The sequence below is a fragment of the Pseudomonas sp. P8_241 genome (genome assembly GCF_034008315.1).
GTDB lineage: Bacteria > Pseudomonadota > Gammaproteobacteria > Pseudomonadales > Pseudomonadaceae > Aquipseudomonas.
The window spans coordinates 957,060-971,599 of sequence record NZ_CP125377.1; the positions used below are offsets into that span (position 1 = coordinate 957,060).

At 58.3% G+C, this 14,540-nt stretch carries 13 protein-coding genes and 1 pseudogene; 11 read left to right on the forward strand and 3 right to left on the reverse strand.

Annotation, left to right across the window (positions count from 1 at the left end):
- Window positions 1-6: 6 nt before the first annotated feature.
- The gene (locus QMK58_RS04190) at window positions 7-441 is read left to right on the forward strand and encodes a type II toxin-antitoxin system RatA family toxin (RefSeq protein ID WP_053154345.1); all 435 of its coding nucleotides are present in this window, start codon (window positions 7-9) and stop codon (window positions 439-441) included.
- Window positions 434-748 (forward strand): RnfH family protein, encoded by a 315-nt coding sequence (locus QMK58_RS04195; RefSeq protein WP_320395913.1) that lies wholly within the window; start codon window positions 434-436, stop codon window positions 746-748. Before QMK58_RS04190 ends, QMK58_RS04195 begins: the two co-directional genes overlap by 8 nt.
- Window positions 749-808: 60 nt before the next feature.
- Here the strand turns inward: QMK58_RS04195 and QMK58_RS04200 are convergent, their stop codons facing one another.
- Entirely contained in the window at window positions 809-1,336 is a 528-nt protein-coding gene (locus tag QMK58_RS04200; RefSeq protein WP_053154352.1) for an outer membrane protein assembly factor BamE, read from the reverse strand.
- A 97-nt stretch (window positions 1,337-1,433) separates the two neighbouring features.
- Here QMK58_RS04200 and fur point away from each other — a divergent pair, with 97 nt between their 5' ends.
- A complete protein-coding gene (gene fur / locus QMK58_RS04205) occupies window positions 1,434-1,838 on the forward strand; it encodes a ferric iron uptake transcriptional regulator (RefSeq protein ID WP_003197684.1) in 405 nt (134 codons plus the stop codon).
- A 99-nt stretch (window positions 1,839-1,937) separates the two neighbouring features.
- Here fur and recN read toward each other — a convergent pair whose 3' ends face one another.
- A complete protein-coding gene (gene recN / locus QMK58_RS04210; protein ID WP_053154357.1) occupies window positions 1,938-3,611 on the reverse strand; it encodes a DNA repair protein RecN in 1,674 nt (557 codons plus the stop codon).
- 240 nt (window positions 3,612-3,851) lie between these two features.
- On the opposite strand from recN, the gene grpE reads away from it, so the two are divergent.
- The 8 genes and pseudogenes from grpE to QMK58_RS04250 all read left to right on the forward strand — a co-directional run.
- Window positions 3,852-4,418, forward strand: a complete 567-nt coding sequence (grpE, locus tag QMK58_RS04215) for a nucleotide exchange factor GrpE (RefSeq protein ID WP_053154361.1) — start codon at window positions 3,852-3,854, stop codon at window positions 4,416-4,418.
- Between the two features lie 102 nt (window positions 4,419-4,520).
- Entirely contained in the window at window positions 4,521-6,437 is a 1,917-nt protein-coding gene (gene dnaK, locus QMK58_RS04220; protein ID WP_053154364.1) for a molecular chaperone DnaK, read from the forward strand.
- Window positions 6,438-6,732: 295 nt separating this feature from the next.
- The gene (gene dnaJ / locus QMK58_RS04225) at window positions 6,733-7,857 is read left to right on the forward strand and encodes a molecular chaperone DnaJ (protein ID WP_053154367.1); all 1,125 of its coding nucleotides are present in this window, start codon (window positions 6,733-6,735) and stop codon (window positions 7,855-7,857) included.
- A 10-nt stretch (window positions 7,858-7,867) separates the two neighbouring features.
- The gene (dapB, locus tag QMK58_RS04230) at window positions 7,868-8,671 is read left to right on the forward strand and encodes a 4-hydroxy-tetrahydrodipicolinate reductase (protein WP_053154370.1); all 804 of its coding nucleotides are present in this window, start codon (window positions 7,868-7,870) and stop codon (window positions 8,669-8,671) included.
- A gap of 259 nt (window positions 8,672-8,930) precedes the next feature.
- Entirely contained in the window at window positions 8,931-10,067 is a 1,137-nt protein-coding gene (gene carA / locus QMK58_RS04235) for a glutamine-hydrolyzing carbamoyl-phosphate synthase small subunit (RefSeq protein WP_007988689.1), read from the forward strand.
- 117 nt (window positions 10,068-10,184) lie between these two features.
- Window positions 10,185-13,406, forward strand: coding sequence for a carbamoyl-phosphate synthase large subunit (carB, locus tag QMK58_RS04240; RefSeq protein ID WP_053154374.1), 3,222 nt, complete (start codon window positions 10,185-10,187; stop codon window positions 13,404-13,406).
- Between the two features lie 2 nt (window positions 13,407-13,408).
- On the forward strand, window positions 13,409-13,885 hold the full coding sequence (greA, locus tag QMK58_RS04245) for a transcription elongation factor GreA (protein WP_053154907.1): 477 nt from the start codon (window positions 13,409-13,411) through the stop codon (window positions 13,883-13,885).
- A gap of 48 nt (window positions 13,886-13,933) precedes the next feature.
- Window positions 13,934-14,139 (forward strand): annotated as a pseudogene (locus tag QMK58_RS04250) (MFS transporter); the annotation flags it as partial.
- 42 nt (window positions 14,140-14,181) lie between these two features.
- Here QMK58_RS04250 and QMK58_RS04255 read toward each other — a convergent pair.
- Window positions 14,182-14,490 carry a YhbY family RNA-binding protein gene (locus tag QMK58_RS04255; protein ID WP_007942889.1) on the reverse strand — a complete coding sequence of 103 codons (309 nt, stop codon included), beginning with the start codon at window positions 14,488-14,490 and terminating at the stop codon, window positions 14,182-14,184.
- Window positions 14,491-14,540: the final 50 nt, after the last annotated feature.

Genomic DNA, 14,540 nt, shown 5'->3' on the forward strand with positions numbered 1-14,540 from the left:
GCTGACATGACGACACATATTTCGCGTTCGGCCTTGCTGCCGTACCCGGCGCAAGCGCTGTATGACCTGGTCAACGACGTGGCGCGCTATCCGGAGTTTCTACCGTGGTGCTCGACTTCAGAGGTTTTGGAAAGCACTCCCGAACACATGCGCGCCAGTGTCGGTGTAGCGAAAGGCGGGCTTAGCCAGCATTTTGTTACCCGCAACACGCTGGTGCCGGGGCAGTCGATAGAAATGAATCTTGAGGAAGGTCCGTTTACCCAGTTGCATGGTGTGTGGGTGTTCAAGCCTTTAGGTGAAAAGGCCTGCAAGATCAGCCTGGATCTATCGTTCGACTACGCGGGGCCGTTGGTTCGCGCCACTTTGGGGCCGTTGTTCAATCAGGCGGCCAATACCCTGGTGGATGCGTTCTGCCAGCGAGCCAAACAGATTCATGGTTGATTCCATGGTCGAGGTCGAGGTGGTGTATGCCGCTGTTGACCGGCAGGCACTTATTACCGTGGAAGTGCCGGCTGGAACGACGCTGCGGGCGGCATTGCTCAAGTCCGGAGTAGGTGACGAGTTTCCAGAGCTGGATCTGACCGATTGCCCTATAGGGATTTTTGGCAAAGTGGTTTCAGACCCGGATAATCGTGTCGTTCAAGCGGGGGATCGCATCGAGATCTATCGGCCGTTATTGGCTGATCCCAAGGAAGTTCGTCGGCTGCGCGCTGCCAAGGCTGCCGAGGCCAAAGCCCGGAATCAGTGATTGGCTGAGTAGCAGGCAATAAAAAACCCGGATAAACCGGGTTTTTTATTGCGTTGCAAATTATTGCGGTGTGGTGTCCAGCGGTTCTGGCGACGGGACTGGAACGGTTTCTACACCGTCGACGTCCTTCTGAATCTGATCCAGCAACGAACCTGGCTTGACCGGTTTTTCCGGCTTCGGCTTCTCGACGTTTTCTGCTGGCGCAGCGACCGTGGTGCCAGTGTCCTTGCCGAGAATGGCCTCGTCGCGGCTCATGCCCGGCATGAAGTCGCCAGAAAGGCTGACAAGCTGATCATTTGGGTTGAAAATAACGCTGATGCGTTCCTGTTGGCGTTCACCGCCACCCGGTTGCAGGCTGTACAGATAATCCCAGCGATCGGCATGGAACGTGTCAGTCAGCAGAGGGTTACCCATGATAAACCGTACTTGCTTGCGGGTCATTCCCGGGCGTAACTGGTCTATCATGTCCTGTGTGACGACATTGCCCTGCTGGATGTCGATTTTGTAAACCCCGGGGAATGAACAACCGGCGAGTGCGAGCAGTCCCACAAGGGTGAAACTGGTTAGCAAGAGCTTGGTGTTTTGCATCGGTGGGCGACTTCCACTATCTTGGCTGGGACAACGTAAACGCCGATCATACCCGCATTAAGAGAAGCTGCGAAGCAGCATCGCGAGAAAGCTGACCATGGTTGAAAATAGCGAACTACGCAAAGCCGGCCTCAAAGTGACCCTGCCACGGGTCAAAATTCTGCAAATGCTCGATTCCGCCGAGCAACGCCACATGAGTGCCGAGGATGTTTACAAGGCCCTTATGGAGGCTGGTGAGGACGTCGGTCTGGCCACGGTTTACCGTGTGCTGACCCAGTTCGAGGCAGCTGGCCTTGTGGTGCGGCACAACTTCGACGGAGGCCATGCGGTCTTCGAACTGGATGACGGCAAGCATCACGACCATATGGTCAACGTCGAAACCAGCGAAGTGATCGAATTCTTCGACGAAGAAATCGAGCGGCTGCAGAAAGCAATCGTCGACAAGTATGGCTTCGAGATGGTTGATCACAATTTGGTGCTGTACGTACGCAAGAAAAAGTAAGCATGTCGCGCGAGCTTGAGGTTCGCGAAACGAACGAAGGCGACCCCAGGGTCGCCTTCGTGCTTTCTGCGGCATGCACGGATTTGCATATGGTCCGCATTATGCTTTTGCGGTAACGACCATCTTTTTCGCGTGAGCCAGGGATTCCTTGGTGAGGTCGATGCCTCCCAGCATCCGCGCGACTTCTTCGATGCGATCGTTCTTGCTCAACTTGGAAACAGCCGTGCGGGTGGCATCCTCGCCGCGAACCTTGTGCACAAACAAATGTTGATGGCCCTGCGCCGCCACTTGCGGCAAGTGGGTTACGGTCAGCACCTGTCCGCGCTCGCCGAGCCGACGCAGCAATTGACCGACGATCTCCGCCGTCGGGCCGCCAATACCGACGTCCACTTCGTCGAACACCAGGGTTGGTACACGGGACGTTTGAGCCGTGATCACCTGAATTGCCAGGCTGATCCGCGACAGTTCGCCGCCGGATGCCACTTTCGCCAAGGCCTTCAGTGGCTGGCCAGGGTTGGCGCTGACCAGTAGTTCTACCTGCTCAAGACCGTTCGGAAGCAGCTCATCGCTGGTGTTGGGGCGAAGCTCGATGGTGAAGCGACCACCTGGCATGCCCAGTCTTTGGATTTCCTGCTCCACGGCACTGGCCAGGCTGCTTGAGGCGTGATGGCGCAGATCGCTCAGTTCCCGAGCCTTCTCCTGATAATGACGGGCATAGGAGGACAGTTCGTCGCTCAGTCGCTCGATGGATTCGTCATTGGCATTCAGGGTTTCGATTTCATCCAGCAGTTTCTGCTGCATTTCGGCGAGTTCGGTCGGCTGGATACGATGCTTGCGGGCCAGGGTATAGATCGCGTCGAGCCGCTCCTCGAGGTACTGAAGGCGCGACGGATCGGCGTCGAAATTGTCCAGGAAGCGGTTCAGTTCCCCAACGGCCTCTTCTACCTGGATTTGCGCGCTGGTCAGCAAGCTACTGGCTTCGCCCAGTGCGCCGATTGAATTGTTCACGCTCGACAGTCGATTGAGGCTGGCAGTAAGGGCGTTCAGCACATTTCCTGAATCACTTTCGCTGCATTGCTCGACAACTTGGCGGCAGATTCCCAGCAGGGTTTCCGCATTGGTCAGGTTCTTGTGTTCCTGTTCCAGGTTCTCCAGTTCATTGTCGCCTAGGCCAAGGTTTTCCAGCTCTTCGAGCTGATAACTCAAGAGTTGATGGCGGGCGCGCTGTTCGTCACCGGAATTGGAGAGGCGCTCCAGTTCCTGGCGGGTTTGGCGCCAGCGTTGGGCTGCGAGCTGAACCTGTCGTGCAAGGTCCGTAGCGCCGGCGTACTCGTCGAGCAGGCGACGGTGGGTGTCGGTCTTGAGCAGGGATTGGTGTTCGTGCTGGCTGTGGATGTCGATCAGCAGCTCGCCCAGCGCCTTGAGGTCGCCCAGGGGGCAGGGCGTGCCATTGATGTAGCCGCGAGAGCGCCCTTCGGAGGTGATGACCCGGCGCAGGATGCACGGGCCGTCGTTCTCGAGATCGCGCTCGGCCAGCCAGGCGCTGGCTTCCGGAATGTCGGCCAGATCGAACGTGGCCAGGATGTCGGCCTTGTCGGCGCCGGGACGCACCACGCCGCTGTCGGCACGATCACCCAGGGTCAGGCCCAATGCATCGAGCATGATCGACTTGCCCGCGCCGGTTTCCCCGGTAATCACGCTCATTCCGCGATCGAGTTCGAGGTCGAGATGTTCAACGATGGCGTAGTTGTGTACGGACAGGTGCACCAGCATGTGGGCCGCTCCCAGGTGTTAGGTCTGGTTATTTATACAGTGTTTTGTTTCTGGCTGACAATGCCCCTCGTCAGCTCTATTTGATTGATCCGACGAAAGCCTTGGTGCGCCAGGGAATGACAATGCAGTTATTTTTTGTGGGGTTAATGATAGGTACCCCTTGAAGCCGGTTTTTGCGGCCCCATATAGCTGGGCAGAAGCGCGAGTTGAGCTCGCGGACGAAATTGAAAGGAGAAATCTATGGCTGACGAACAGACAGTGGATACGCAAAACCCAGACGCCAACCAGGCGCCCGAGACTTCGGGTGATGACCTGGCGGCTCGTGTACAAGTGCTCGAAGAGCAACTGGCAGGCGCTCAGGATCAGGCTTTGCGTGTAGCCGCCGATCTGCAGAACGTCCGCCGTCGCGCCGAGCAGGATGTTGAGAAGGCTCACAAGTTCGCGCTGGAAAAATTCGCCAGCGACCTGCTGCCGATCGTCGACAGCCTGGAGCGTGGCCTGGAATTGTCCAGCCCGGACGACGAAAGCATCCGTCCGATGCGCGAAGGTATCGAGCTGACCCTGAAAATGTTCCACGACACCCTCAAGCGTTATCAGCTTGAAGCGATCGATCCGCATGGCGAACCGTTCAATGCCGTTCACCATCAGGCAATGGCCATGCAGGAAAGCGCTGACGTCGAGCCGAACAGTGTTCTGAAGGTGTTCCAGAAGGGCTATCAGCTCAATGGTCGCCTGCTACGCCCGGCGATGGTCGTGGTCAGCAAGGCGCCTGCGCCGGTTTCGCCTTCGATTGACGAGCAGGCTTGAAATCCGCCGCAAGGCCCCCATTTATAAGTCAAGCGTTTAAGTGCTACCGCAGTTAGCCACCACTGCTGCGGCAACCAAATCCAAAGTTTCGGGAGAGTGAACATGGGCAAAATTATCGGTATCGACCTGGGGACTACCAACTCCTGCGTCTCCGTGCTGGAAAATGGCAAGGCAAAAGTTATTGAAAACGCTGAAGGCGCGCGTACCACGCCGTCGATCATCGCTTACGCCAACGATGGCGAAATTCTGGTTGGCCAGTCGGCCAAGCGTCAGGCTGTGACCAATCCGCATAACACCCTGTACGCGGTGAAGCGTCTGATCGGTCGTCGTTTCGACGAAGAAGTCGTACAGAAAGACATTCAGATGGTCCCTTACAAGATCGTCAAGGCTGACAACAGCGACGCCTGGGTTGAAGTGAACGGTCAGAAAATGGCTCCGCCACAAATCTCGGCTGAAATCCTGAAGAAAATGAAGAAGACCGCCGAAGACTACCTCGGCGAGACCGTGACTGAAGCGGTGATCACCGTTCCGGCCTACTTCAACGACAGTCAGCGTCAGGCGACCAAAGACGCCGGCCGCATCGCCGGTCTGGACGTAAAACGTATCATCAACGAACCAACCGCAGCCGCTCTGGCTTACGGTATGGACAAGGCCAAGGGCGATCACACCGTGATCGTTTACGACCTGGGCGGTGGTACGTTCGACGTTTCCGTGATCGAGATCGCTGAAGTCGATGGCGAGCACCAGTTCGAAGTACTGGCCACCAACGGTGACACGTTCCTGGGCGGTGAAGACTTTGACATTCGTCTGATCGACTACCTCGTCGACGAATTCAAGAAAGAAAGCGGCATGAACCTCAAAGGTGATCCGCTGGCCATGCAGCGCCTGAAAGAAGCCGCTGAAAAAGCCAAGATCGAGCTGTCTTCCGCTCAGTCGACCGACGTGAATCTGCCGTACATCACTGCAGACGCCACCGGTCCTAAGCACTTGAACGTGAAAATCTCGCGTGCCAAGCTCGAAGCACTGGTTGAAGACCTGGTTCAGCGCACCATCGAACCTTGCCGCATCGCTCTGAAAGATTCCGGTATCGACGTTGGCGCAATCAACGACGTGATCCTGGTAGGCGGTCAGACCCGTATGCCACTGGTTCAGAAGCTGGTAACCGAGTTCTTCGGCAAAGAAGCTCGTAAAGACGTTAACCCGGACGAAGCCGTTGCCATGGGTGCTGCTATCCAGGGCGCCGTACTGGCTGGCGACGTGAAAGACGTTCTGCTGCTGGACGTTAGCCCGCTGACCCTGGGTATCGAAACCATGGGTGGCGTGATGACCGCGCTGATCGAGAAAAACACCACGATTCCTACCAAGAAATCGCAAGTGTTCTCGACTGCCGACGACAACCAGGGCGCCGTGACCATTCACGTGCTGCAAGGTGAGCGTAAGCAAGCGGCGCAGAACAAGTCCCTGGGCAAGTTCGACCTGGCCGAGATTCCACCAGCACCACGTGGCGTGCCACAAATCGAAGTGACCTTCGACATCGACGCCAACGGCATTCTGCACGTAGGCGCCAAAGACAAGGCCACCGGCAAGACCCAGTCGATCGTGATCAAGGCCAACTCCGGTCTGTCCGACGAAGAAATCGAGCGCATGGTGCGTGATGCCGAGGCGAACGCCGAGGAAGACCGCAAGTTCGAAGAACTGGCCGCTGCCCGTAACCAGGGTGATGCACTGGTTCACTCGACGCGCAAAATGGTTGCCGATGCGGGCGATAAAGTAACTGCCGAAGAGAAGACTGCAATCGAAGCGGCTGTAGTTGCCCTGGAAGCCGCCGTCAAAGGCGACGACAAGGCTGCCATCGACGCCAAGGTTGAAGAACTCTCGAAAGTCTCCGCTCCAGTGGCGCAGAAGATGTACGCCGAACAGGCTCAGCCTGCTGAAGGCGCTGCACCGCAGGGCGAATCGGCTGAAAAGGCTGACGACGTTGTCGATGCCGAGTTCGAAGAAGTCAAAGACCACAAGTAAGTTGTTGGTCGGCCGGTTGACTGCCTTTGGGCGGTGACTGGTAGGATGTCGCCGCGCGGGAGCTTGCTCCCGCGTTGGCGTATCTGGAATACGCGAATTTTTACAGCATGCGACAGCGTTCGCGTGTTGGCGGTATGGCCGGGAATGCTCCTGCTTTTCGAGTCGCAAGTACCGCAAGAATCTAAGACCAGGATCGTTGAATTGACGTGAGTTGGGTCCGGGCCTGTATTGGGGCTCAACGAGTTCGGCAAACTCAGGAGGGTTTTGTCGGACGTCCTCAAGAGTGCAAAGACTTATGGCAAAGCGTGACTATTACGAAGTGTTGGGTGTTGAGCGCGGCTCAAGCGAAGCGGACCTGAAGAAGGCCTACCGTCGCCTGGCGATGAAGCATCACCCGGACCGTAATCCCGATGACAAAGCGTCGGAAGAAATGTTCAAGGAGGCCAACGAGGCCTACGAAGTGCTGTCCGATTCCGGCAAGCGTGCGGCGTACGACCAGTATGGCCATGCCGGTGTCGACCCGAGCATGGGTGGCGGCGGTGCCGGTTTCGGCGGTCAGAACTTCTCCGACATCTTTGGTGATGTGTTCAGTGACTTCTTCGGTGGCGGTCGCGGCGGTTCCCGTGGCGGCGCTCAGCGCGGCAGTGACTTGCGCTACACCCTGGAACTGGACTTGGAAGAGGCGGTGCGCGGTACGACCGTGAACATCCGGGTTCCGACGCTTACCAATTGCAAGCCTTGCGATGGTTCGGGTGCCAAGAAGGGTTCCGCGCCGGTAACCTGCCCGACTTGCGGCGGTATTGGCCAGGTGCGCATGCAGCAAGGTTTCTTCTCGGTGCAGCAAACCTGTCCGCGCTGCCATGGCCAGGGCAAGATCATTTCCGATCCGTGCGATTCCTGCCACGGCGAAGGTCGTGTCGAAGAGTACAAAACCCTGTCGGTGAAAGTGCCGGCCGGTGTCGATACCGGTGATCGCATTCGCCTGTCCGGCGAAGGTGAAGCGGGCGCTCAAGGTGGCCCGACGGGCGACCTGTACGTGGTGATCAACGTGCGTGAGCACTCGATCTTCCAGCGTGATGGCAAGCACCTGTTCTGCGAAGTGCCGATCAGCTTCGTCGATGCGGCGCTGGGTGGCGAGTTGGAGATTCCGACCCTTGATGGTCGGGTCAAGTTGAAGATCCCCGAGGGGACTCAGACCGGCAAGCAGTTTCGCGTACGTGGCAAGGGTGTCGCGCCTGTGCGTGGCGGTGGAGCTGGCGACTTGATGTGTCGCGTGGCGGTCGAGACTCCAGTCAATCTGAGTCGTCGCCAGCGTGAAATGCTCGAGGAGTTCCGTAGTTCGCTGGCGGATGACAACAGCCATTCGCCAAAAACCACCGGTTGGTTCGAAGGCGTGAAGCGCTTCTTCGGCGATTTGTAAGGAGGCAGGCATGCGACGTATTGCAGTGATGGGCGCCGCCGGGCGCATGGGCAAGACCCTGATTGAAGCTGTGCAGCAAGCCGCAGGTGCGGGTCTGACAGCGGCGGTAGATCGCCCTGACAGCACGCTGGTTGGTGCGGATGCTGGTGAGCTGGCGGCTATCGGTCGCATCGGCGTGCCGTTGTCTGGTGATCTGGATCGGGTGGTCGACGAGTTCGACGTGCTGATCGACTTCACTCACCCGACGGTCACCCTGAAGAACCTCGCATTCTGCCGCAAGCATGGCAAGGCGATGATCATCGGCACCACGGGTTTCAGTGTTGAAGAGAAGCAACTGCTGGCAGAAGCAGGCAAGGACATTCCGATTGTTTTTGCAGCCAACTTCAGCGTGGGTGTGAACCTTTGTCTGAAGTTGCTCGACACGGCTGCTCGCGTTTTGGGCGACGATGTTGATATCGAAATCACCGAAGCTCACCATCGTCACAAGGTCGATGCACCGTCCGGCACTGCCGTGCGTATGGGTGAAGTGATTGCCGATGCGTTGGGTCGTGATCTGAAGAAAGTGGCCGTCTATGGTCGCGAAGGGCAGACCGGCGCTCGCGAGCGCGAGACCATTGGTTTCGCTACGGTACGTGCCGGCGACATCGTCGGTGATCACACCGTGCTGTTCGCCGCTGACGGTGAGCGCGTCGAAATCACGCACAAGGCGTCCAGTCGCATGACTTTCGCCAAGGGTGCGGTACGTGCTGCATTGTGGCTGGACGGGCGCGAGCCTGGCCTTTACGACATGCAAGACGTGCTCGATCTGCGTTAAGATGCACCCGAAATCGGGCTCGCGCACAGCGTTTGAGCCCGGTTTTATTTCGCCAAGCGACGTCCTGTCGCATTCTCCAGCCTTTAAGGCTCATTGGCGGTAGACCAAAAAGGCCTTTTTCTGTAAGCTACAGCTTTAGTGTGTCCACTAAAAGCGCGCAGAATAATTCAGTGAAGAAGCGGGGTGACGTGTCCATACGTCACTCCGCTTTTTTACAACCTGCGATCGCCCTTTCAGGCTTTATTTACGGGAGGTCTTCTTGACTAAGCCAGCCATACTCGCCCTTGCTGATGGCAGCATTTTTCGCGGCGAAGCCATTGGAGCCGACGGTCAAACCGTTGGTGAGGTGGTGTTCAACACCGCAATGACCGGCTATCAGGAAATCCTTACCGATCCTTCCTACGCCCAACAGATCGTTACCCTGACTTACCCGCACATCGGCAACACCGGCACCACGCCGGAAGACGCTGAGTCCAACCGCGTCTGGTCTGCCGGCCTGGTCATTCGCGACCTGCCACTGGTTGCGAGCAACTGGCGTAACACGATGTCTCTGTCCGACTACCTGAAGGCCAACAACGTTGTGGCCATCGCCGGTATCGACACTCGCCGCCTGACGCGCATTCTGCGTGAAAAAGGCGCGCAGAACGGCTGCATCATGGCCGGTGACAACATTTCCGAAGAAGCTGCTATTGCGGCCGCCCAAGGTTTCCCTGGTCTCAAAGGCATGGACCTGGCGAAAGTGGTCAGCACCAAGGAAAGCTACGAGTGGCGCTCGACTGTCTGGGATCTGAAAACCGACAGCCACGCGACCATCGAAGCCTCCGAGCTGCCGTACCACGTGGTGGCCTACGACTACGGTGTCAAGGTGAACATCCTGCGCATGCTGGTCGAGCGCGGTTGCCGCGTGACCGTCGTGCCGGCGCAAACCCCTGCCGCCGATGTGCTGGCGCTGAAGCCGGACGGCGTGTTCCTGTCCAACGGCCCTGGCGATCCGGAGCCTTGCGACTACGCGATCCAGGCGATCAAGGACGTGCTGGAAACCGAGATTCCGGTCTTCGGTATCTGCCTCGGTCACCAGCTGCTGGCCTTGGCCTCCGGCGCCAAGACCCTGAAAATGGGTCACGGCCACCACGGTGCCAACCACCCCGTCCAGGACCTGGACAGCGGCGTGGTGATGATCACCAGCCAGAACCACGGTTTTGCCGTGGACGAAGCGACCCTGCCGGCCAACGTTCGCGCGATCCACAAATCGCTGTTCGACGGCACCCTGCAAGGGATCGAGCGTACCGACAAGAGCGCCTTCAGCTTCCAGGGTCACCCGGAAGCCAGCCCTGGCCCGAACGACGTAGCGCCATTGTTTGATCGCTTCATCAACGAGATGGCCAAGCGGCGCTGATCCCTCGCCCTGATGTAGCAAAGCTTGAGGGTGGCCCCGCACTGGCGGCCCCCTCAAGGCTTCAGAGATTGAACAAGACGGCTTGCCGACTGACCTGCGGATTTGAGTGACAAACCCATGCCAAAACGTACAGACATTAAAAGCATCCTGATTCTTGGCGCTGGCCCGATCGTGATCGGCCAGGCTTGCGAATTCGACTACTCCGGCGCCCAGGCCTGCAAAGCCCTGCGCGAAGAGGGCTACCGCGTCATCCTGGTGAACTCCAACCCGGCCACCATCATGACCGACCCGGCCATGGCCGACGCGACCTACATCGAGCCGATCAAGTGGCAGACCGTTGCCAAGATCATCGAGAAAGAGCGTCCGGACGCGCTGCTGCCGACCATGGGTGGCCAGACAGCGCTGAACTGTGCGCTGGATCTGGAGCGTGAAGGCGTTCTGGAGAAGTTCGGCGTAGAGATGATCGGTGCCAATGCCGACACCATCGACAAGGCGGAAGACCGTTCGCGTTTTGACAAGGCGATGAAATCCATCGGCCTGGCGTGCCCGCGTTCCGGTATCGCCCACAGCATGGAAGAGGCCAATGCGGTCCTCGAGAAGCTCGGCTTCCCGTGCATCATCCGTCCGTCCTTCACCATGGGTGGCACCGGCGGCGGTATCGCTTACAACCGTGAAGAGTTCGAAGAAATCTGCGCCCGTGGTCTGGACCTGTCGCCGACCAAAGAGCTGCTGATCGACGAATCGCTGATCGGCTGGAAAGAATACGAAATGGAGGTTGTCCGCGATAAGAAGGACAACTGCATCATCGTCTGCTCCATCGAAAACTTCGACCCGATGGGCGTGCACACCGGTGACTCGATCACCGTGGCTCCTGCACAGACCCTGACCGACAAGGAATACCAGATCCTGCGTAACGCCTCCCTGGCGGTATTGCGCGAGATCGGCGTGGAAACCGGCGGTTCCAACGTGCAGTTCGGCATCTGCCCGGACACGGGCCGCATGGTCGTCATCGAGATGAACCCGCGGGTGTCCCGTTCCTCGGCACTGGCCTCCAAGGCGACCGGGTTCCCGATCGCCAAGGTCGCGGCCAAGCTGGCAGTTGGCTACACCCTCGACGAACTGTCGAACGACATCACCGGCGGCAAGACCCCGGCGTCCTTCGAGCCGTCCATCGACTACGTCGTCACCAAGCTGCCACGCTTCGCTTTCGAGAAGTTCCCCAAGGCTGACGCGCGCCTGACCACTCAGATGAAGTCTGTGGGCGAAGTCATGGCCATCGGCCGTACCTTTCAGGAATCCCTGCAGAAAGCCCTGCGGGGTCTGGAAGTGGGCGTTTGCGGCCTGGACGAGAAGGTTGACCTGAACAACCCGGAAAGCATGAGCGTGCTCAAGCGCGAGCTGACCGTGCCGGGCGCCGAGCGTATCTGGTACGTGGCGGATGCAATGCGCGCCGGCATGAGTGTTGATGACATCTTCAGCATGACCATGATCGATCGTTGGTTCCTGGTGCAGATGGAAGACCTGATCAAGGACGAAGAGAAGGTCAAGACCCTGGGTCTGACCAGCATCGACCGCGACCTGATGTTCCGTCTCAAGCGCAAAGGCTTCTCTGACATGCGCCTGGCCAAGCTGCTGGGTGTGACCGAGAAGGCCCTGCGCCGTCACCGTCACAAGCTCGAGGTGTACCCGGTCTACAAGCGCGTCGACACCTGCGCGGCCGAGTTCGCCACCGACACCGCCTACCTGTACTCGACCTACGAGGAGGAGTGCGAGGCTGCGCCATCGGGTCGCGACAAGATCATGATCCTGGGCGGCGGTCCAAACCGTATCGGCCAGGGCATCGAGTTCGACTACTGCTGCGTTCACGCGGCACTGGCACTGCGCGACGACGGGTACGAGACCATCATGGTCAACTGCAACCCGGAAACCGTTTCCACTGACTACGACACTTCCGATCGCCTGTACTTCGAGCCAGTGACCCTGGAAGACGTGCTGGAAATCGTCCGCGTCGAGAAGCCTAAAGGCGTGATCGTCCAGTACGGCGGCCAGACCCCGCTGAAACTGGCGCGTGCCCTTGAAGAGGCCGGCGTACCGATCATCGGCACCAGCCCTGACGCCATCGACCGCGCTGAAGACCGTGAGCGCTTCCAGCAGATGGTCGAGCGCCTGAATCTGCGTCAGCCGCCTAACGCCACGGTGCGCAGCGAAGACGAAGCGATTCGTGCCGCCGCCAAGATCGGTTACCCGCTGGTGGTGCGTCCGTCCTACGTACTGGGCGGTCGTGCGATGGAAATCGTCTACGAAGAAGAGGAACTCAAGCGCTACCTGCGTGATGCGGTGAAAGTGTCCAACGACAGCCCGGTGCTGCTCGACCACTTCCTCAACTGCGCCATCGAAATGGACGTGGATGCGGTCTGCGACGGCACCGACGTGGTGATCGGCGCGATCATGCAGCACATCGAGCAGGCCGGCGTTCACTCCGGTGACTCCGCGTGCTCGCTGCCGCCGTACTCGCTGCCGGCGCACATCCAGGACGAGATGCGTGAGCAGGTCAAGAAAATGGCCCTGGAACTGGGTGTGATCGGCCTGATGAACGTACAGTTGGCGCTGCAAGGCGACGACATCTACGTCATCGAAGTCAACCCGCGTGCTTCCCGTACCGTGCCGTTCGTATCCAAGTGCATCGGTGTTTCCCTGGCAATGATCGCCGCTCGTGTCATGGCCGGTAAGACCCTGAAGGAAATCGGCTTCACCAAGGAAATCATTCCGAACTTCTACAGCGTGAAAGAGGCGGTATTCCCATTCGCCAAATTCCCTGGCGTTGACCCGATCCTCGGCCCAGAGATGAAGTCGACCGGTGAAGTGATGGGGGTCGGCGACACCTTCGGTGAAGCGTTCGCCAAGGCCCAGATGGGTGCCAGCGAAGTATTGCCAACCGGCGGTACTGCGTTCATCAGCGTGCGCGATGACGACAAGCCGCTGGTTGCAGGCGTGGCCCGTGATCTGATCAACTTGGGCTTTGAAGTGGTCGCCACTGCCGGAACTGCCAAGCTGATCGAAGCCGCGGGCCTGAAAGTGCGTCGCGTGAACAAAGTGACCGAAGGCCGTCCGCACGTGGTCGACATGATCAAGAATGACGAAGTCACGCTGATCATCAACACCACCGAAGGTCGACAGTCGATCGCGGATTCGTACTCCATTCGTCGAAATGCCCTGCAGCACAAGATTTACTGCACCACCACCATTGCTGCTGGCGAAGCCATCTGTGAAGCGCTCAAGTTCGGTCCAGAGAAGACCGTGCGTCGCTTGCAGGATCTACACGCAGGATTGAAGGCATGAGCATAACCAAGTACCCGATGACAGTTCAGGGCGCTCGCGCCCTGGAAGAAGAGCATGCTCACCTGACCAAGGTCGTTCGTCCCAAGCTTAGCCAGGACATCGGTACGGCCCGCGAGTTGGGTGACTTGAAGGAAAACGCCGAATACCACGCTGCTCGCGAGCAGCAGGGTATGGTCGAGGCGCGGATCCGTGATATCGAAGGCCGGATTCAGAATCAGGTGGTAATCGATGTCACGACCATTCCTCACACCGGCAAAGTGATTTTCGGCACAACCGTCGAGATCGCCAACGTCGAGACTGATGAGCGCGTCACTTACCACATCGTGGGTGAGGACGAGGCTGACTTCAAACTCGGCAAGATTTCGGTCGGTTCGCCATTGGCCCGCGCCTTGATTGCCAAGGAAGAGGGCGATGTCGTGGCGGTCAAGACGCCTGGTGGCGTTATCGAGTACGAGATTGTAGAAGTTCGCCACATCTGAAGGCCGGCATCCGTTTCGTGCGGGTGCCCTGCTTTGAGGCTGATCCTGATGTTGTGGGTCGGCTGGTTGTGGTTGTTACACTTTTGGTTTGCTGCCGGTGCTGGGCCGAATTGGCCTGGCGCCGGTGCTGATCGACGATTTTACGGCATGCTGAAGGCGCTGATGCTGAGGTTAGTCGCAGCGTGCGTGATTTTCAGGCTTTGGTGCTGATTGAGGCCGAGGGCCTTGTCAGTCTATGGCGGGATTTTCGTGGGTGGAGCGGCAGGGTGCGCGAAGCACACCCTTGACCCTTGTCATCACTTGAAGCGATGGACGTTTGACAGCTGCTTGTTGACGCTGAAGTTCTTGCGGTAAATCAGTGCCATCTTGCCGATGACTTGAACCAGATCCGCTTTGCCGACCTTGCACAGTTCTGCAATGGACGCCAGACGCGATTCACGATCGAGGATGTTGAGCTTGATTTTAATCAGCTCGTGATCCGCCAATGCGCGTTCAAGTTCGGCTAAAACACCTTCAGTCAAACCGTTGTCAGCCACAATCAAAACTGGTTTCAGATGGTGGCCAATGGATTTGTACTGTTTCTTCTGCTCTTGAGTGAGCGGCATAATCTGACCCTTTCGTCTGGATTCTGTAAAATGGCGGCCATTTTACCCGA

Excerpts from the sequence above, each read along its gene's own strand:
- QMK58_RS04190 (WP_053154345.1), top strand. The coding sequence starts at position 7 with ATGACGACACATATTTCGCGTTCGGCCTTGCTGCCGTACCCGGCGCAA.
- QMK58_RS04195 (WP_320395913.1), top strand. The coding sequence starts at position 434 with ATGGTTGATTCCATGGTCGAGGTCGAGGTGGTGTATGCCGCTGTTGAC.
- QMK58_RS04200 (WP_053154352.1), bottom strand. The coding sequence starts at position 1,336 with ATGCAAAACACCAAGCTCTTGCTAACCAGTTTCACCCTTGTGGGACTG.
- fur (WP_003197684.1), top strand. The coding sequence starts at position 1,434 with ATGGTTGAAAATAGCGAACTACGCAAAGCCGGCCTCAAAGTGACCCTG.
- recN (WP_053154357.1), bottom strand. The coding sequence starts at position 3,611 with ATGCTGGTGCACCTGTCCGTACACAACTACGCCATCGTTGAACATCTC.
- grpE (WP_053154361.1), top strand. The coding sequence starts at position 3,852 with ATGGCTGACGAACAGACAGTGGATACGCAAAACCCAGACGCCAACCAG.
- dnaK (WP_053154364.1), top strand. The coding sequence starts at position 4,521 with ATGGGCAAAATTATCGGTATCGACCTGGGGACTACCAACTCCTGCGTC.
- dnaJ (WP_053154367.1), top strand. The coding sequence starts at position 6,733 with ATGGCAAAGCGTGACTATTACGAAGTGTTGGGTGTTGAGCGCGGCTCA.
- dapB (WP_053154370.1), top strand. The coding sequence starts at position 7,868 with ATGCGACGTATTGCAGTGATGGGCGCCGCCGGGCGCATGGGCAAGACC.
- carB (WP_053154374.1), top strand. The coding sequence starts at position 10,185 with ATGCCAAAACGTACAGACATTAAAAGCATCCTGATTCTTGGCGCTGGC.
- QMK58_RS04255 (WP_007942889.1), bottom strand. The coding sequence starts at position 14,490 with ATGCCGCTCACTCAAGAGCAGAAGAAACAGTACAAATCCATTGGCCAC.